Annotated in this window: 17 protein-coding genes; 7 read left to right on the top strand and 10 right to left on the bottom strand. The window is 42.3% G+C overall.

The window, feature by feature from the left end; all coding sequences use genetic code 11:
• The first annotated feature begins 65 nt into the window (after window positions 1–65).
• From JRG66_RS00085 to JRG66_RS00075, 3 genes are all read left to right on the top strand, one after another.
• Window positions 66–518, top strand: coding sequence for a DUF4442 domain-containing protein (locus JRG66_RS00085; RefSeq protein WP_265163697.1), 453 nt, complete (start codon window positions 66–68; stop codon window positions 516–518).
• A gap of 117 nt (window positions 519–635) precedes the next feature.
• Entirely contained in the window at window positions 636–1,436 is an 801-nt protein-coding gene (locus JRG66_RS00080; protein ID WP_265163696.1) for a TIGR00266 family protein, read from the top strand.
• 128 nt (window positions 1,437–1,564) lie between these two features.
• A complete protein-coding gene (locus JRG66_RS00075; RefSeq protein ID WP_265163695.1) occupies window positions 1,565–1,762 on the top strand; it encodes a hypothetical protein in 198 nt (65 codons plus the stop codon).
• A 63-nt stretch (window positions 1,763–1,825) separates the two neighbouring features.
• On the opposite strand, the gene JRG66_RS00070 is transcribed toward JRG66_RS00075, so the two are convergent.
• From JRG66_RS00070 to JRG66_RS00040, 7 genes are all read right to left on the bottom strand, one after another.
• Window positions 1,826–2,767, bottom strand: a complete 942-nt coding sequence (locus JRG66_RS00070) for a LysR family transcriptional regulator (RefSeq protein WP_265163693.1) — start codon at window positions 2,765–2,767, stop codon at window positions 1,826–1,828.
• A 352-nt stretch (window positions 2,768–3,119) separates the two neighbouring features.
• A complete protein-coding gene (locus tag JRG66_RS00065) occupies window positions 3,120–5,345 on the bottom strand; it encodes an NADP-dependent isocitrate dehydrogenase (protein ID WP_265163692.1) in 2,226 nt (741 codons plus the stop codon).
• A gap of 531 nt (window positions 5,346–5,876) precedes the next feature.
• On the bottom strand, window positions 5,877–6,227 hold the full coding sequence (gene rplS / locus JRG66_RS00060) for a 50S ribosomal protein L19 (protein ID WP_265163691.1): 351 nt from the start codon (window positions 6,225–6,227) through the stop codon (window positions 5,877–5,879).
• Window positions 6,228–6,343: 116 nt separating this feature from the next.
• Complete coding sequence (trmD, locus tag JRG66_RS00055; RefSeq protein WP_265163690.1) at window positions 6,344–7,030, bottom strand: tRNA (guanosine(37)-N1)-methyltransferase TrmD; 687 nt, start codon at window positions 7,028–7,030, stop codon at window positions 6,344–6,346.
• A 69-nt stretch (window positions 7,031–7,099) separates the two neighbouring features.
• Window positions 7,100–7,681 (bottom strand): hypothetical protein, encoded by a 582-nt coding sequence (locus tag JRG66_RS00050; protein WP_265163689.1) that lies wholly within the window; start codon window positions 7,679–7,681, stop codon window positions 7,100–7,102.
• A 340-nt stretch (window positions 7,682–8,021) separates the two neighbouring features.
• The gene (locus JRG66_RS00045; RefSeq protein ID WP_265163688.1) at window positions 8,022–9,470 is read right to left on the bottom strand and encodes a glyceraldehyde-3-phosphate dehydrogenase; all 1,449 of its coding nucleotides are present in this window, start codon (window positions 9,468–9,470) and stop codon (window positions 8,022–8,024) included.
• A 210-nt stretch (window positions 9,471–9,680) separates the two neighbouring features.
• Window positions 9,681–11,045: a S1C family serine protease gene (locus tag JRG66_RS00040; protein WP_265163687.1), complete on the bottom strand. Its 1,365-nt coding sequence runs from the start codon at window positions 11,043–11,045 to the stop codon at window positions 9,681–9,683.
• A 125-nt stretch (window positions 11,046–11,170) separates the two neighbouring features.
• On the opposite strand from JRG66_RS00040, the gene dapF reads away from it, so the two are divergent.
• The 4 genes from dapF (at window position 11,171) to JRG66_RS00020 (ending at window position 14,384) form a co-directional block, all read left to right on the top strand.
• Window positions 11,171–11,959 (top strand): diaminopimelate epimerase, encoded by a 789-nt coding sequence (gene dapF, locus JRG66_RS00035; protein WP_265163686.1) that lies wholly within the window; start codon window positions 11,171–11,173, stop codon window positions 11,957–11,959.
• Window positions 11,953–12,474: a GNAT family N-acetyltransferase gene (locus JRG66_RS00030; protein ID WP_265163685.1), complete on the top strand. Its 522-nt coding sequence runs from the start codon at window positions 11,953–11,955 to the stop codon at window positions 12,472–12,474. Before dapF ends, JRG66_RS00030 begins: the two co-directional genes overlap by 7 nt.
• Window positions 12,474–13,517, top strand: coding sequence for an endolytic transglycosylase MltG (gene mltG / locus JRG66_RS00025; RefSeq protein ID WP_265163684.1), 1,044 nt, complete (start codon window positions 12,474–12,476; stop codon window positions 13,515–13,517). The genes JRG66_RS00030 and mltG overlap by 1 nt, the downstream gene beginning before the upstream one ends.
• Window positions 13,518–13,709: 192 nt before the next feature.
• Complete coding sequence (locus JRG66_RS00020; protein ID WP_265163683.1) at window positions 13,710–14,384, top strand: peptidoglycan-binding protein LysM; 675 nt, start codon at window positions 13,710–13,712, stop codon at window positions 14,382–14,384.
• Here the strand turns inward: JRG66_RS00020 and JRG66_RS00015 are convergent.
• From JRG66_RS00015 to dnaA, 3 genes are read right to left on the bottom strand one after another with little or no spacing between them, the layout of a single operon-like run.
• Complete coding sequence (locus JRG66_RS00015; protein WP_265163682.1) at window positions 14,362–15,090, bottom strand: SAM-dependent methyltransferase; 729 nt, start codon at window positions 15,088–15,090, stop codon at window positions 14,362–14,364. The genes JRG66_RS00020 and JRG66_RS00015 overlap by 23 nt on opposite strands.
• Before the next feature lies 1 nt (window position 15,091).
• The gene (locus JRG66_RS00010) at window positions 15,092–15,547 is read right to left on the bottom strand and encodes a low molecular weight protein-tyrosine-phosphatase (protein WP_265163681.1); all 456 of its coding nucleotides are present in this window, start codon (window positions 15,545–15,547) and stop codon (window positions 15,092–15,094) included.
• A gap of 1 nt (window position 15,548) precedes the next feature.
• Window positions 15,549–16,976 carry a chromosomal replication initiator protein DnaA gene (dnaA, locus tag JRG66_RS00005; protein WP_265163680.1) on the bottom strand — a complete coding sequence of 476 codons (1,428 nt, stop codon included), beginning with the start codon at window positions 16,974–16,976 and terminating at the stop codon, window positions 15,549–15,551.

Raw genomic sequence — 16,976 nt, 5'->3', positions numbered from 1 at the left:
AAGAGGAATTTAACATTTGAGCATGTTATTAAATTTGAATACTTTTAGAGAAATCTTTAACAAGTATGGAAGTTTCCTCCAAAAAACTGAATTCCTTTTTAATGTTCAAATTACCCAGTGCCTGGCTTTGCGGAGTAAGAGTGAAGGAGATTGATCAAAACCACTGTCATACAACAGTAAAGCACCGGTGGATCAATCAGAACCCTTTTAACTCATTGTACTTTGCAGTACAGGCAATGGCTGCCGAATTAAGTACCGGAGCTTTGGTAATGACTTCCATTAGGGCTTCAAAAAAGCCGATTTCCATGCTTGTTGCGCAGAATAAAGCAAAGTTCACAAAAAAGGCAACCGGAAAAATTAGCTTCATATGTAATGACGCTCACCTTATTTCGGCTGCCATAGAAGAGGCAATTAAGACAGGCGAGGGGCAGACCTTCTGGATGCGGTCTCACGGGGTGAATGAAGATGGCCAGGAGGTTTCAGTATTTGAATTTGAATGGACAATTAAAGTGAAGTAAGCAGTATTCAGTGCTCAGTGATCGGTTCACAGTGGGCAAGTAAATAGAAGATTAGAATATAGAAACCCAAACCTTGAAACTTTGAAACTTGAACCTTAAACCTTAAACCTTTATAAGATGAATGCACATGAAATAGATTACGAGATATTTGGAGAGGAGATGCAGTATGTAGAGCTGGAGCTCGATCCTCAGGAAGCAGTTATTGCCGAAGCAGGTAATTTTATGATGATGGACAACGGCATTAAGATGGACACTATTTTTGGGGATGGCTCCAAACAAAATGAAGGTTTTCTCGGAAAAGTTATGGGTGCCGGAAAGAGATTGCTCACCGGGGAAAGCCTTTTTATGACAGTTTTTTCTAATGAGGTTTCGGGTAAGAAAAAGATCAGCTTTGCGTCTCCTTATCCGGGGAAGGTGATTCCGTTAGACCTTACCGAATTTGGCGGTAAATTCATTTGTCAGAAGGATGCCTTTTTGTGTGCTGCCAAAGGAGTGGCTATTGGGGTGGAGTTCAGTCGCCGACTTGGCCGCGGGTTCTTTGGAGGTGAAGGCTTTATCATGCAGAAACTGGAAGGTGATGGGATGGCTTTTGTACATTCGGGTGGTACAACTGCAAAAAAAGTGCTGCAACCTGGAGAAAAGCTGAAGGTGGATACAGGCTGTATCATTGGTTTTACAAAAGAGGTAGATTACGATATTGAATTTATAGGAGGCATCAAAAACAGCCTTTTTGGAGGGGAAGGATTATTCTATGCCACCCTTACCGGCCCGGGAACTGTTTTTGTACAATCTTTGCCTTTTAGCAGGCTGGCGGGGCGCATACTGGCTGCAGCACCACAGGGTGGTGGGAAAGACAAAGGAGAAGGAAGTATACTGGGAGGCCTTGGGAATATGGTAAGTGGGGATAATCGTTTTTAGAGTGTTAAATTAGCTTCATCATGTACCTTATTTTAGAAAAAAGTTATATTTTTATACCATTAACGAAAACGATTTCGCTTATAGGTAACCACTACTTATTCTAACCAAGGTTAACTAATTTTATCATTATGGCAAGAGCGATGTTCGAGTACACCAAGACCGTACTAAGCAAAGTAAGTTTTGATGTCACTCTGTTCTGCAAAGAGGTGAAAAAGGCACTTCAACGATTATTACCTTATGAGATTGAAGAGTTGAAACTGTACATTTTTTCACTAATTCGGCAAAATCCCGAATTGAACCAATGTCTTATTTACTTAAATCCTTAAAATAAAAAGAGACAGCCTGAATAAAATTTCAGGCTGTCTCTTTTTTTATATACTATCTGTAATTTACTTCTTGTGAACGGGGCTTATAATCTGAACATTTTGAAAGGTTATGGCACCTTTAACCACCCCGGCTATAGTACTGCGAAGGGCTTCAATGATCTGCATCTTTAACTCGCTCTTGTTGTAGATAAGGCTTACTTCCCTTGCAGGAGATGGCTCTGCAAACATTTTAATATTCTTCTGGTCATCGCCCTTTAAATCTAGAGTGTGCAGGTAGGGGAGCAGTGTCATTCCCAATCCTTCATTGGCAAGTTTGATCATAGTTTCAAAGCTGCCACTCTCCAGCTGGAAGTGATCGTCGGTTGATTCTCGTGTGGCTTTACACAAATTAAGGATTCCGTCTTTAAAACAGTGACCATCTTCGAGCAGCAGGATATCGTCAAGATCGAGATCTTCAACTTCCAGTTTATTCTTTGAGTGCAATCTATGTCCGGCTGGGATGTAACCTACAAAAGGTTCGTAAAAAAGCACCTGTTCCTTGATATTTGGAAGGCTAAGCGGGGTAGCAGCAATCGCCGCATCAAGATGCCCGTCTTCCAGCTTCTCAATCATCGCTTCTGTGTGCAGCTCCTCTATCTTCAGCTTTACCTTGGGGTACTTCTTGATAAAATTGTTCAGGAACATAGGCAGTAACGTAGGCATGACCGTGGGGATCACTCCCAGCCTAAAAAGTCCGCCTACAAAGCCTTTTTGTTGATCTACAATGTCTTTGATCCTGTCACTTTCATTTACAATATTTCGCGCCTGCTGAACAATTTTTCTGCCGGTAGCAGTAAGTTCAATCGGTTTTTTGCTGCGGTCAAAGATCAGCACGTCCAGCTCATCCTCAAGTTTCTGGATTTGCATACTGAGGGTGGGCTGTGTTACAAATACTTTTTGTGCAGCTTTCGTAAAGTTTTGATGCTCGGCAACCGCTAAAACGTAATGTAACTGGGTAATAGTCATAGATGTCTATATTTAAGTAGCTGCAAAAGTATTTATTTTTTCTATAGGATTAACAAGAAAATTTATTCCAGGCTATAACGGGAAAGGCTTCAGTATTTTTTCTGAAGTTCTAAAACCTTATTACATCGCTCACAATAAAGGAATATCAGGCTTCAAAAATGGCATATTTGGAGCCTTTTTCAGCCTTTTTTCTGAAATTAAAAAGGCTGCCTTGAAAGCCATACGTTGTATACACCTGAAATCCTTCAGGAGCTTTTTTTTCTGAAAAAACCAGATTTAAAAGCTTCCAGGGATTCAAAATGACGTACAGCGGCTTTTAAGGCAGCCTTTCAGCAATAAAATATCCGAAGGATTACGCTCCCTGCAGGATGCTGTTAAGCGTATTGCTTGGTCGCATTGCTGAAGTCACTTTCTCTTCTTCGGGTTTGTAATATCCTCCTATATCTACAGGTGAACCCTGAGCATCAATCAATTCCTGAAGGATTTTCTCTTCATTATCCTGAAGTTTGCTGCTCACCTCTTTAAAATGTGCTTTTAGCTCCTGGTCTTCCTCCTGTTCTGCCAGTGCCTGTGCCCAGTATAATGCCAGGTAAAAATGGCTGCCCCGGTTGTCGAGTTCATTGACTTTTCGGGAAGGGGATTTGTCCTTTTCCAAAAATTCTTCCGTAGCCTTATCCAAAGCGTTGGCAAGCACTAAAGCTCTTTTATTCTCATATTTTTCACCCAGATGCTCAAGGGAAACAGCCAGGGCAAGGAATTCTCCCAAAGAATCCCAGCGCAGGTGGCCTTCTTCCACAAACTGCTGCACGTGCTTTGGAGCTGAACCTCCTGCACCAGTTTCAAACAAACCACCACCGTTCATAAGAGGAACTATAGACAGCATTTTTGCACTTGTACCCAATTCGAGGATAGGGAAAAGATCTGTAAGGTAATCCCTGAGTACATTCCCGGTTACAGAAATGGTATCTTTTCCGGCCTTTACACGTTCAAGCGTGTAATGAGTAGCATCTTCAACAGACATTATTTTGATCTCCAGGCCTTCAGTATCCTGATCTTTAAGATAAAGCTCTACTTTTTTAATGATCTCTGCATCGTGTGCACGGTCTTTATCAAGCCAGAAAACGGCAGGGGAATCTGTGGCGCGGGCGCGGCTTACCGCAAGCTTCACCCAATCCTGAACCGGTGCATCTTTGGTCTGGCAGGCTCTCCAGATGTCTCCTTTTTCAACGTCGTGTTCCATGAGAACTTCACCGGCTTCAGTAACAATTTGTACCTGCCCGGCTTCCTTAATTTCAAAAGTCTTGTCGTGCGAACCGTATTCTTCAGCTTTTTGAGCCATGAGTCCTACGTTTGGAACTGTACCCATAGTGGTAGGGTCAAAAGCGCCATTCTCTTTACAGAAGCGGATGGTAGTTTCGTAAAGATCGGCATAACTACTGTCTGGGATCACTGCTTTGGCATCCTGCGGGTTACCTTCGGCATTCCACATTTTTCCTGAAGTCCTTATCATTGCAGGCATAGAAGCATCAATGATCACATCACTTGGCACGTGCAGGTTGGTTATTCCCTTGTCGGAATTTACCATGGCCAGATCGGGCCCATCTTTGATATCCTGTTCGATCTTTGCATTGATCTCGTTCTTTTTATCTTCAGGAAGCTTGTTGATAGCGCTTAAAACATCACCAAGACCGCTGTTTGGATCGGCACCGGCTTTTTGTAGTTCAGCACCATAGGCTTCAAAAATGTCTTTAAAGAAAACTTTTACTGCATGGCCAAAAATAATAGGGTCTGACACCTTCATCATAGTCGCCTTCATGTGCAATGAAAACAACACGCCCTTATCTTTGGCGTCTTTTACCTGTTCTTCGAGGAACTTAATGAGGGCTTTTTTGCTCATAAAAGTCCCGTCAATAATTTCCCCTTTTTGAAGCTTTAGACCTTTCTTCAGAATATTGGTTTCTCCCGAAGCAGTTTTAAGCTGAATATTTACAGTGGTAGCTTCATCTAGCGTTACAGATTTTTCGTTGTGCCTGAAATCATCCCTGCTCATGGTAGCCACGTGGCTTTTGGAATCTTTGCTCCATTCACCCATGGAGTGTGGATGTTTTTTAGCGTAGTTCTTCACTGCCTTTGGGGCGCGACGATCAGAATTTCCTTCGCGTAGCACCGGGTTCACTGCACTACCTTTTACTTTGTCATATCTGGCCTGAATTTCTTTTTCCTCCTCTGTCTCGGGCTCATCGGGATAGTTAGGTAAGTTGTAGCCTTTTTTCTGTAGTTCCTGGATGGCAGCCTTTAACTGCGGAATGGAAGCACTAATGTTTGGCAGCTTGATGATATTGGCTTCAGGTTGCTTGGCGAGTTCCCCCAATTCAGCAAGATCATCAGAAACTTTTTGATCTTCATTCAGCCTGTCGGGGAACTGGGAAAGAATCCTTCCTGCCAGTGAGATATCCCTGGTTTCCAGTTCCACATTGGCGGGCCGGGTAAAAGACTCTACAATGGGAAGTAGGGAGTATGTGGCGAGGGCTGGAGCCTCATCTGTTTTGGTATAGATAATTCTGGTTGTCTTTGACATATTGGAAAATTTAATTTTTGATCAAGAGTGTGCAATTTAGCATTTTTCGGGCTTATTTCACAGGTGCAAAGGTTAAGATACTGCGCAGAACAGGCATAAAAAGTGCAAAAAAAAAAGCCATTTCACTATTTTCATAATGAAATGGCTCTAATGAAATAACAATTCTTTGCTGAATTTTTACATTCTCAAGTGAAATCTATATTTCACAAGCAAGTTGTTATTTCATCGGGACAATTTACATTTCCCAAAAGAGTGTGTGTAAATCATCCAAACGTTTTTACCGAATTAAACCAAACTATGACTGGCATATTGTTATTCAAAATGGTAAAAACTTATGTAAAGATCTTGCTCTACATGGAGTTAAGAAGAATTCCTGGCGACATTCTTAAACTTAAACTCTGTAATAAATTTACAAAAGAAAATAATTATGTGCAAATATTTAAGCTTCAGGAAGTTATAAAGTTTCCACATAGGTTGTTTTAACAAAAAAGCCTCAATAAATGAGGCTTTTCTAAGGAATATTTTGAAAGATTATCTTCTTCTTTCTTTAATACGTGCTTTTTTACCAGTAAGCTCTCTAAAGTAGTAGATTCTTGCTCTACGAACTTTACCTCGCTTGTTGATCTCAATTTTTTGAAGAGCCGGTAAATTAAGCGGGAAAATACGTTCTACACCAACAGTACCACTCATTTTACGGATTGTAAAAGTTTGAGAAGCTCCTGTTCCTCTTTTCTGAATAACAACTCCACGGAAGAACTGGGTACGGGTTTTTTGACCCTCAGTAATCTCGTAATAAACAGTAATAGTGTCTCCGGCTGAAAATTCAGGGAAATCTTTTTTTGTTACAAATTCGTCTTGTACAAATTTAATTAAGGATTCCATATTTCTAATGGTTTAAAAATAAAGTCTAAAGCAACATTCACGGTGATCGCCAGAGGTTGGTCCAGAACGAGTGCAAAAGTAATAAATTTTGTAATTCTAAAAAGTAATGCGATCAATTATTTTTCTTCCTCGCTAAGCAAGTCGGGACGAAGGGCCAAGGTGCGGGCATAGGCCTGTTCTTCCCGCCATTCTTCGATCTTTGGCGTGTTACCCGATGTTAGGATTTCGGGTACCTTCCAGCCTTTGTATTCGGCTGGCCGGGTGTAGATAGGGGGTGCAAGCAAATTATCCTGGAAAGAATCTGTGAGCGCTGAGGTTTCATTTCCCAGAACTCCCGGCAGGAGACGAATTATTGAATCGCATAACACCGCAGCCCCAAGTTCACCTCCCGAAAGTACATAGTCACCTATAGAGATCTCGCGGGTAACAAAATGTTCCCGCACTCTTTGATCTACGCCTTTGTAATGGCCGCAAAGAATGATGATGTTCTCCTTAAGGGAAAGTTCGTTGGCTATGCCTTGTTTCAGTGTTTCTCCATCGGGTGTCATGTATATGACCTCGTCGTAATCTCTTTTGGCCTTCAATGCTGTTATGCACTTGTCTATGGGTTCTATCATCATCACCATTCCGGCGCCACCGCCAAATTGATAGTCATCTATTTGTTTATAATTATCGGTGACGTAGTCGCGCAGGTTGTGCAGGTGTATTTCCACATGTCCTTTCTCAATCGCTCTTTTTAAAATGGAAGCTTCAAAAGGGCTCGTCAGGATCTCGGGAACTACAGTAATGATATCAAATCGCATGGAACAGGAATTTAGGCGGAAGAATTTTCAGCTTGTAAATTTAGCTAAAACCTAAGGAATATTGAGCTGTTACTTTGCGACTTTGAGCTGTTTGTTCTTTTCATCCTGAAGAAGACGTCCCAGTCTTTGTTCTTTTTCAAGGGATTTAGCACGGTAAGCATCGAACTCTTTTTCAAGTTCGGCCAGATTTTTACGGGCTTCGGCGGTGTGGATATGGCTTCTTTTGAACCTCACCACAAATAGGGCCAGTGCCAGTACCAGGATGCCCACAAGGCTCCACATGGCAATGTTGTAAGTAGCCTTGCTAAGCGACATTCCCAGCACGGCAATTTCGTCTTTCTCGGCGCTTAAAGTGGCAAGCTGCTCTTTGAGGTTCTCCAGTTCAGCCTCGAGAGTGGCAATTTTTGCATCCCGCGCTTTTAAAGTCTCTTTTGAAGAAGCTATTTCCTCCTTAAGTTCAATTATTCGATTGGAGGTTAGCTCCTGTAGGGTGGTAAGTTGATCTGTGTCAACTACTTTGTAGCCTTTAAAATTATTGGAGTTTGTAATTAACTCCTGAAATTTTTCAGCAATAGTTGCTTCGCCGGGCGTTTGGCCTACTGCGGCGGTTGCAGTTAATAGAAAAAAGAAAGCAAATAAAATATTTTTCATAGCAGGTATTAATTTCTTGGTCATTATCACAACGAACACCCAAAAATGATATTGTTGATTGAAGTTTAATTTTTTTCTTCTTTAACTTCCTGTAAATAAGCAGGAGCCAAAATTGCGGTGGCAAAATTAAAGAATAATCCCAGCCAGACTCCCTGAACCTCAACAATTTTTTAGTTAATTTTCTTCAGTTGCAGTTCAAACTTCAAAAGGCAACTTCAGAAGAAATTTCTTTTAGATTCATTCCTCTCAAAAAGGGTAAATTTTGGAGCCTTTCAGAAATAACCGGCAATAAAAAACCCGTTACCAGAGGCAACGGGTCCCGTCACTAATTAAACTCAGGTTAATAATAGGTAAACCTTCTAACTTTTGCAATGTATTTTGCCAAGCGTATTACCTGGTGGCTATAACCGTACTCATTGTCGTACCAAACATAAAGCACGATGTTTTTTCCGTCACCAGAAACTATGGTGGCGTTGCTGTCGTATATTGAAGGCTGTGCCGAGCCCACTATATCTGTAGAAACCAGTTCGTTCTCTATAGAATATTTTATCTGTTCAACCAGGTCTCCTTCCAAAGCATACTTTTTAATGATCTCATTTATTTTTTGCCTGGTTGTTTCGGTTTCCACTTCAAGGTTGAGGATTGCCAGAGAGCCGTTGGGCACCGGAACCCGAATGGCATTAGACGTGAGCTTGCCTTCAAAAACAGGTAGGGCCTTTGAAACGGCTTTCCCGGCACCGGTCTCGGTGATCACCATATTTAAAGCCGCCGCCCTGCCACGCCTATATTTTCTGTGCATGTTATCTACAAGGTTCTGGTCGTTGGTGTAGGCATGAATGGTTTCAAGATGGCCTTTTACCACGCCCAAATCTTCCTGTACTGCTTTTAGTACCGGAGTTATTGCATTTGTAGTACAGGATGCCGCCGAAAAAATGGAAACCTCATCTGGATTATGCTCCCTGTGATTTACCCCATGCACAATATTTGGAATCCCCTTACCGGGCGCCGTAAGCAGAACTTTTGAAGCTCCTTTTGAAGCCAGGTGCCTGTTTAATGCCTCCTCGTCTCTAAAGGCACCGGTGTTGTCAATTACTAGGGCATCCTTAATGCCATAGGTAGTGTAATCAATCTCTTCGGGTTCACTGGCGGAGATCATATGTACGGTGGTGCCATTAATGATAAGGCACTTTTTTTCTGAATTATACGATACAGTTCCTGAAAAGTCACCGTGTACAGAGTCATTTTTAAGAAGGCTGGCCCTTTTTTCAAGTACGGTCTCATCGATTTTTCCGCGGGTGACTATTGCCCTTAGCCTAAGCTGGCTGCCTTTGCCTGTGCGGGTCATGAGCTCACGTGCCAGTAATCTCCCAATGCGCCCAAACCCGTAAAGCACAACATCTTTTGGGGTAAGTTCTTCTACTTTTTTTGCATCCTTAAGTTTAGCCGATACAAAAGCTGTGGCATTTGAATATTTTTGGTCTTCGAGGTGGTATTCATAGGTGAGTTTCCCAATGTCCAGCTTTGCAGGAGGAAAATCGAGCCTTTTAATGGCTTCGGCAATCTCTACCGAGTCAAAAATGGAAATTGGCTTTTGTACAAATTCCCCGGCGTATTCGTGCAGGTCTAAAATGTCGCTCACATTGCGGTCAATAAGCTGATTTCGGAACAATACCAGTTCAATCGACTTATCATACCAGAGGTCACTCACCGTTTTGATGAATTGTACAGCTGCCCTGCGACGATCTGCCTGAAAGGCTAATTCTTTTTCGTAAACTTCGTTAGAGTTCATTTCCTGTTAGTGTTGTTTTTTAGGTTGGGGCAAAAATATATATTTCAAACGTTTTCGTAAAGGGTTTTAAACAAAAAAATGAGGCTGTTCACCAGCCTCATTTTAATTTGAAAATATTATGTATTGGGTTAGGAATTTTCTGAAACTGACTTCAGAAAAAACAATTCAGTAAATTCTAAAACCCTTTCAATTTTTGACATTTTTGGCAGCTTATCTCCAAACGTATTTTTGCTTTTCCCCATCGGGAGTTACAAAAGTTACTGAAATTGGTTGCCCCGGCGCTCTTTGCTCCATGATCTTTTCAACATCTTTGATGTTATTTACCTGGACATTATCTATGGCGGTGATTATTGTGCCATACAGCTGCTCATTTTGCATTTGAGGAGTAAGCCCCCTGGTGATCTTCACCCCGTGAGAGACTTTTCTCTGTTTCAGTTCATCTTCACTGGCATTAGTGACTTCAAGGCCAATGGCTTTTATTTGGTAAACTTCATATTTTGTAAGGGTCACATCAAATTCCCTTGGGTTGCCATCGCGAATTACCTGTACGCTAACCACATCATTTGGCCTTTTTGACCCTATATACCCAATCAAATCTGAAAATTTACTGATCTTCACATTATCGAGCTGGGTGATCACATCTCCCGATCGAATTCCTGCTTTGGCTGCACCGCTTCCGGCTTCTACCTGGTCTACATACACTCCTTCAGAAATCTGGATGTTGTATTCTCCCGGCAGGTTTGCTGCCTGTACACCTCTTATTCCAAGCACGCCCTGCTGTACATCGCCGTATTCAATGATATCTTCCACAATTTTCCTGGCGTTGTTAGAAGGTACTGCAAAGGCATATCCCACATAAGTTCCGGTTTGGGAAGTGATAGCGGTATTGATCCCAATAAGTTCTCCGTAGATGTTCACCAAAGCGCCACCGCTGTTACCGGGGTTTACTGCGGCGTCTGTCTGGATAAAGGAAGAAATGTTGGCATCCATGCCCAGGTCTCTGGATTTTGCTGAAATAATTCCGGCAGTTACGGTAGAGGTAAGGTTAAACGGGTTACCAACTGCCAAAACCCATTCTCCAATTTGTGCATTGTCAGAATTTCCGAAGGGCAGGTAGTCAAGGTTTTCAGCATCAATTTTCAGCAAAGCTATATCCGATTTTGGGTCGGCACCTATAACTTCTGCCATGTAGTTCTGGTTGTTGTTAAGGGTTACCTGGAGTTGGGTGGCGTTTTGTATCACGTGGTTGTTGGTGACAATATAACCGTCGGGAGATATGATCACCCCGCTTCCCGTTCCCTGTAAAGCCTGTGTGGTGCTCGAAGAAAAAGGGGACCTCCTCACCGTTGCCACATTTTTTACGTGCACCACGGCGTTGACCGATTTGTTGGCGGCTTCGGTAAAATCTGCATTGGCATCGGCAGGAAGCGAATTTATATTAACAGGGGTATAGGCCGGGATGCCGGCACTTTCCTGGACAAAGACATTATCTTCATCAATGAAAAGCAGGTATCCCGCAAGAGTAAGAACTCCGCTTAAAACAGAGATCATAAGAAAACTGGCAAATCTTTTCATGTTTGGTATGTGTTTTATTAATGTAGAAAAATTCACTTTTACCGGTACCTTTCATAATAATCCTTAATATTATCCATTCCCGCTTTTTTTCTATTATTGTATCTTTGGCCCCTCAAATCATCCAGATGAAGCTGAATTTCTATAAATACCAGGGCACGGGAAACGATTTTATTATGGTAGATAACCGTACTCCGGTTTTATCCAAAAATGATACCAAATTAATAAAGTTCCTTTGTGACCGTAAGTTTGGCATTGGAGCAGATGGGCTCATTCTTCTTGAAAAACCTGAAAATTCCCGTGATGACTTCAAAATGGTGTATTTCAATGCCGATGGTAACGAAAGCAGCATGTGTGGCAACGGCGGCAGGTGCCTAGTGGCATTTGCAAAATTCCTGGGAATTATTTCTGAAAAGGCTGCCTTTACGGCCATCGATGGTTTTCATGAAGCCGTGATAGAAGATGGGAAAGTAGGCCTTAAAATGATGGATGTGAAAGGAATTTCTGCAGTTGGAAATGCATTTTTCCTCAATACAGGTTCCCCGCACCATGTCATTTTTTCAGAAGGAGTAGAGCAAACCGATGTTAAAAGAGAAGGCGCAGCCATTCGATATTCTACCCAATATGAATCTAAAGGTGGCACAAATGTCAATTTTTCCTCATTTTTAGGGGCTTCAACTTTTAAGGTGCGCACCTATGAAAGGGGAGTGGAAGACGAAACCCTTTCCTGCGGAACCGGAGTTACTGCGGTGGCTGTTGCTGCGCATTACTCCGGAAAAACAGCTTCTAACAAAGTCAATTTAGAGACTCCGGGAGGGGAGCTTAGCGTGAGCTTTACGCCTGAAGGTGACAAATACACCAATGTGTGGCTAACCGGACCTGCACAACAGGTCTTTAAAGGCGAAATAACATGTTAACCCTTCACGGAAAACTCGTTTTTCTAAGGGCTTTGGAGCCCGAAGACCTCGAATTGCTCTTTGAGGTGGAGAACAACGAGGAGTTCTGGGAAGTGAGCGCTACCAGTGTACCTTTTTCGCGCTATGTGCTTAAACAGTATCTGGAAAATTCCCACCGCGATATTTATGAGGTTAGACAGCTAAGACTGGTGATTTGCGATAATTCTGCGGAAGCTGTGGGGTTGATAGATATTTTTGACTTTGACCCCCGAAACCGGCGTGCTGCCCTCGGAATCCTTATTATTAACAGAAAAAACCGCAAAAAAGGCTATGGCACCGAAGCTTTAGACTTAATTTGCAAATATTGTTTCACTCATTTGGGCCTTCACCAGGTTTATGCAAACGTGGGCAGCGATAATGCTTCGAGCAGGCTGCTCTTTGAAAAAGCCGGATTTTTACTCACTGCAAGAAAAAAGGACTGGAATTTGGTGGAAGGTGAATACAAAGATGAAATTACCTATCAACTGATCAATTAATGTACATCAAAAAAATCTTATTAATAATTGCCATTTTTGGCATCCTGGCGCTGGCAGGTTTTTCCTGGTACGTCTATAACGTGATCTTTTCGCCCAATACCGCTTTTTCTGAAGAAACAACAGAATTTTACGTGCCTACAGGATCAAATTATGCCCAGGTGAGAAGCATGCTCGAGCCCCGGCTTGAGGATATTGGGGAATTTGATATTGTGGCTCAAAAAAAAGGTTATACCAATAACGTGAAGGCCGGAAGGTTTATTCTGAAGAAAGGAATGAACAACAACGAGATTGTAAACACCCTTCGCAGCACAAACGAGCCGGTATGGGTGACTTTCAACAACCAGGAGCGGCTTGAAGATCTTGCCGGAAGGGTCGCAGCCCAAATAGAAGCCGATAGCCTTCAGCTGCTGGAAAGTATGCGAGATTCGGCATTTTTGAACCACCACGGATTTGAGAAGAGGAACGCGATTTCCATGTACATTCCCAATAAATATGAATTTTTCTGGAATACTTCCGCAGAAGAGTTTAGGGAGCGAATGAGAGAAGAGTACGAGCGCTTCTGGACCGAAAAAAGATTGGCAAAAGCCGAAGAAATCGGGCTTAGCCCCCATGAAGTTATGGTACTTGCCTCTATTGTGCAAAAAGAGACTGCCAAAGTAGACGAGCGGCCTAAAGTTGCCGGGGTGTATATGAACCGGATCAACAAAGGCTGGAAACTGGAGGCTGACCCCACCGTGATCTACGCCTTAAAAGACAGGCTGCAAAATTTTGATACCATTATTAAAAGGGTGTTGTATGTTGATCTTGAACTCGACTCGCCTTACAATACTTATAAATACAGGGAACTTCCTCCCGGGCCAATTGCCATGCCCGACATTTCTTCCATAGACGCGGTGTTAAACTATGAAGATCATGATTACTTTTATTTTGTGGCCGATGTTGAGAATTTTGGATACCACAAGTTCGCCAAAACACTTGCGCAGCACAATGTCAACAAACGCGCGTATGTTCAATGGATCAATAAGCAGAAAATCAACAGGTAAGCAGAAATATTCAGAAAAATCTCTCCACAATAAAACCCTTTTTGGCACGTTCTATGCTTTAAACCGGTCACCTGAGAAAAACAGGTTCTCAGGAAGTTTAACAGGCTGATAATTAGATTTTTAAAAAATGTAGTACATTTGTCGGCCGTTTCGGGGAAATCTTCGGGATTTTCCTGAGCAAAAACAAAAAGGATGAAGAAGAAAGTTGCAAAATTTTCAGTATTACCGGTTGTAGGGGCATCTATATTTTTCTATAGTTTCTCCACCAACAAAACAAAAGATCTGAATGCCGCTGTGCTTGAAGAATTCAGAACCGTAAATGAGGAGTTGAACTTTGATGTTCCCTATACTCCAGATGTTACAGTTTTTGATCCGCAGCTTAGGTCTTACCCTCAATTGGGAAAATCATACGTAGCGTTTAAAGAAGCTTTGGGCTTTAAGGAATCTGGCGGAGATTACAGTGTGGTCAATGAATTTGGCTACATGGGGAAATACCAGTTTGGTAGAGGTACCCTAAAATTAATCGGGATTAAAGACACCAACCTTTTCCTTAATTCCCCCGATCTTCAGGAAGCTGCGTTTTATGCAAATTCGTCACGAAACAAATGGATCCTGCGCAAGGATATTGAGAAGTTTCAGAATCAAATCGTGAACGGCATCAGAATAACTGAATCTGGTATCCTGGCAGCAGCACATCTTGCGGGGCCAGGAAATGTCAAAAAATTTTTAAGAAGCAATGGAGCCAACAGCTTTAGTGATGGCTTTGGAACTTCAATAAAATATTACTTTAAGAAATTTGAAGGTTTTGATACGTCTTTTGTCATCCCAGACAGGGAGGCGAAGGTTAATAATCCTTCTGTAATATAAAGATAGTGGGCCTTTTATGAAGGTCCACTTTTGTTTTCCGCCAGTCGGCAACAGTTTTGGTCACTACATATTCTGTAGGCAAAGTGAGATCGCAGGCAATACAGATACGGGTGCCGGGATGCAACACCTGAATAAGGTCTTCCAGCATTTTATTGTTTCGATAAGGAGTTTCAATAAAAGACTGCGCCTGGTTCCTGTCAAGCGAGATCTTTTCCAGATTTTTAATTTCCCCCTTTCGGGCAGCCTTATCAATGGGAAGATATCCGTTAAAGGCAAAATTTTGTCCGTTCATTCCTGAGGCCATCATCGCCAAAAGAATAGAGGAGGGGCCAACCATGGGAACCACCTGAATTCCTTCCCTGTGAGCAATTTTCACTACCTCTGCACCGGGATCTGCAACTCCCGGGCAACCTGCTTCACTTAATAAGCCCACATCTTTTCCTGTTTTACAGGCTTCCAAAAACCCTGAAACCTCGGCAGGATCTGTATGTTTGTTTAAAATAAAAAACTGAAGTGAAGGCTGAGATTTCTTCGGAACAAGTTTCTTTATCGCCCTGCGGGCGGTCTTTTCATTTTCTGCAATAAAAATGTCAAGTCGCTCTACCTGGTGTTGCACCGTAGCCGGTAGAACTTCAAGCGGTTCATTGTCACCCAGAGTGGTGGGCAGCAAATATAATTTTCCGGAATAGGAGAAGGGAGAGCTCAATCTATTTGTGTTTTTCAGCTATGATGGTGCAGGCTTCGTCCAGCATATCGTAAACTTTTTTGAAGCCGTTGGCACCACCGTGGTAAGGATCGGGAACTTCAACATTTTCTCCTGGAAAGACCTCATTGAGAATGAGAGAGACTTTCTCCCTGTCCTCTTCATTTCTTGCCAGGGACAGTACGTCGTGATAATTTGACATATCCATCACATAGATCCTGTCAAAATTATCAAAGTCTTCTACTGAAAATTGTCGGCCACGCTGGGAAGTAATATCGAGATTATTATCCCTTGCTATGTCTATCGATCTCGGGTCTGGGCAATCATCTACGTGATAGTTACTGGTTCCGGCCGAATCGACAAAAACTTTGTCTTCGTCAACTTTAGATTTTAGAATGCCTTCGGCCAGGGGTGACCTGCAAATATTGCCAAGGCACACCATCAGGATCCGGGTTTTCATATTAAAGAGTTAGTTTTTTGTTGATATCCTCAACAAATTTCTGGAATTGCTTATCGGTTGAAGCTAAATTGTCAACTGTTTTGCAGGCATGCAGTACGGTGGCATGATCTCTCTTTCCAATTTGAGAACCTATACTTGCCAAAGATGCCTTGGTGAACTTTTTTGCAAAAAACATGGCCAGCTGTCTCGCCTGCACAATGTGTCTTTTCCGCGTTTTGGATTGAAGGGTTTCCACATCCATCTGGAAGTATTCGCTCACCACCTTCTGGATATAATCTATGGAAACTTCGCGCTTGGTATTCTTTACGTAGTTGTCGACAATTTTCTTTGCCAGCTCAAGGGTGATATCTTTCTTGTTGAAGGAAGAATGGGCTATTAAAGAGATAATTGCGCCTTCCAGTTCACGGATGTTGGTCTTGATATTGTTGGCAAGGAATTCCACGATCTCTTCAGGCATTTCTACGCCGTCGCGATAAAGTTTGCTCTTGATGATCTGAACCCTTGTTTCGGTATCCGGGTGTTGCAGCTCGGCAGAGAGCCCCCATTTAAATCGGGAAAGTAATCGCTGTTCAATATCCTGCATATCTACCGGAGCCTTGTCACTGGTAAGGATAACCTGTTTCCGGTTTTGGTGAAGGTGGTTGAAGATGTGGAAGAAAACATCCTGGGTTCCGGCTTTTCCAGAAAGCAACTGTATGTCATCAACAATTAATACATCTATGATCTGGTAGAAATGTATAAAATCATTCCTATTGTTCTTTTTTACCGATTCAATGTACTGTTGCGTAAATTTTTCCGCAGAAATATAAAGCACGGTTTTCTCGGGATATTTATCTTTAATTTCTATCCCTATAGAATGTGCGAGGTGCGTCTTTCCCAACCCCACACCTCCAAAAATGAGCAACGGGTTAAAGGAAGTCTCCCCGGGTTTATTGGCCACTGCTAAGCCGGCAGATCTGGCAAGCCTGTTTGAATCCCCTTCTAAAAAGTTGTCAAAATTATAACTTGGATTCAGCTGGGATTCGATCTTCACATTTCTAATGCCCGGAATGATGAACGGGTTTTTTAACTCGGGGTTCTTGTTCTTAATAGGCACGTCAACTTCCTGGGAAGCAACATTAGAACGGTTGGTACTTGGTATCTTTTCTGTAAAAGGTTGTTTGTTTCCGTAAGTATTTTCCATTCTTATGACATACACCAGTTTTGCCTGATCCCCAAGCACCCTATTTAACGAAACTTTAAGAAGTTTAACATAGTGCTCCTCAAGCCACTCGTAGAAAAATTTTGACGGTACCTGAATGCTTAAGGCGCTGTCTGAAAGTTTCACTGCCTTGATAGGTTCAAACCAAGTTTTATACGCCTGTGGGGTAATATTATCTTTGATGAAAGTAAGGCAGTTATTCCAAACTGATTGCGCAGTTTCTGACAT

Source organism: Salinimicrobium tongyeongense (assembly GCF_026109735.1).
GTDB lineage: Bacteria > Bacteroidota > Bacteroidia > Flavobacteriales > Flavobacteriaceae > Salinimicrobium > Salinimicrobium tongyeongense.
The sequence above is the reverse complement of the archived record's forward strand: the minus strand, read 5'-3'. Positions and strand labels throughout refer to the sequence as shown.

Bases quoted from the DNA above. Each gene is read 5' to 3' on its own strand.
- JRG66_RS00085 (WP_265163697.1), top strand. From the start codon at position 66: ATGGAAGTTTCCTCCAAAAAACTGAATTCCTTTTTAATGTTCAAATTA.
- JRG66_RS00080 (WP_265163696.1), top strand. From the start codon at position 636: ATGAATGCACATGAAATAGATTACGAGATATTTGGAGAGGAGATGCAG.
- JRG66_RS00075 (WP_265163695.1), top strand. From the start codon at position 1,565: ATGGCAAGAGCGATGTTCGAGTACACCAAGACCGTACTAAGCAAAGTA.
- JRG66_RS00070 (WP_265163693.1), bottom strand. From the start codon at position 2,767: ATGACTATTACCCAGTTACATTACGTTTTAGCGGTTGCCGAGCATCAA.
- JRG66_RS00065 (WP_265163692.1), bottom strand. From the start codon at position 5,345: ATGTCAAAGACAACCAGAATTATCTATACCAAAACAGATGAGGCTCCA.
- rplS (WP_265163691.1), bottom strand. From the start codon at position 6,227: ATGGAATCCTTAATTAAATTTGTACAAGACGAATTTGTAACAAAAAAA.
- trmD (WP_265163690.1), bottom strand. From the start codon at position 7,030: ATGCGATTTGATATCATTACTGTAGTTCCCGAGATCCTGACGAGCCCT.
- JRG66_RS00050 (WP_265163689.1), bottom strand. From the start codon at position 7,681: ATGAAAAATATTTTATTTGCTTTCTTTTTTCTATTAACTGCAACCGCC.
- JRG66_RS00045 (WP_265163688.1), bottom strand. From the start codon at position 9,470: ATGAACTCTAACGAAGTTTACGAAAAAGAATTAGCCTTTCAGGCAGAT.
- JRG66_RS00040 (WP_265163687.1), bottom strand. From the start codon at position 11,045: ATGAAAAGATTTGCCAGTTTTCTTATGATCTCTGTTTTAAGCGGAGTT.
- dapF (WP_265163686.1), top strand. From the start codon at position 11,171: ATGAAGCTGAATTTCTATAAATACCAGGGCACGGGAAACGATTTTATT.
- JRG66_RS00030 (WP_265163685.1), top strand. From the start codon at position 11,953: ATGTTAACCCTTCACGGAAAACTCGTTTTTCTAAGGGCTTTGGAGCCC.
- mltG (WP_265163684.1), top strand. From the start codon at position 12,474: ATGTACATCAAAAAAATCTTATTAATAATTGCCATTTTTGGCATCCTG.
- JRG66_RS00020 (WP_265163683.1), top strand. From the start codon at position 13,710: ATGAAGAAGAAAGTTGCAAAATTTTCAGTATTACCGGTTGTAGGGGCA.
- JRG66_RS00010 (WP_265163681.1), bottom strand. From the start codon at position 15,547: ATGAAAACCCGGATCCTGATGGTGTGCCTTGGCAATATTTGCAGGTCA.
- dnaA (WP_265163680.1), bottom strand. From the start codon at position 16,976: ATGTCAGAAACTGCGCAATCAGTTTGGAATAACTGCCTTACTTTCATC.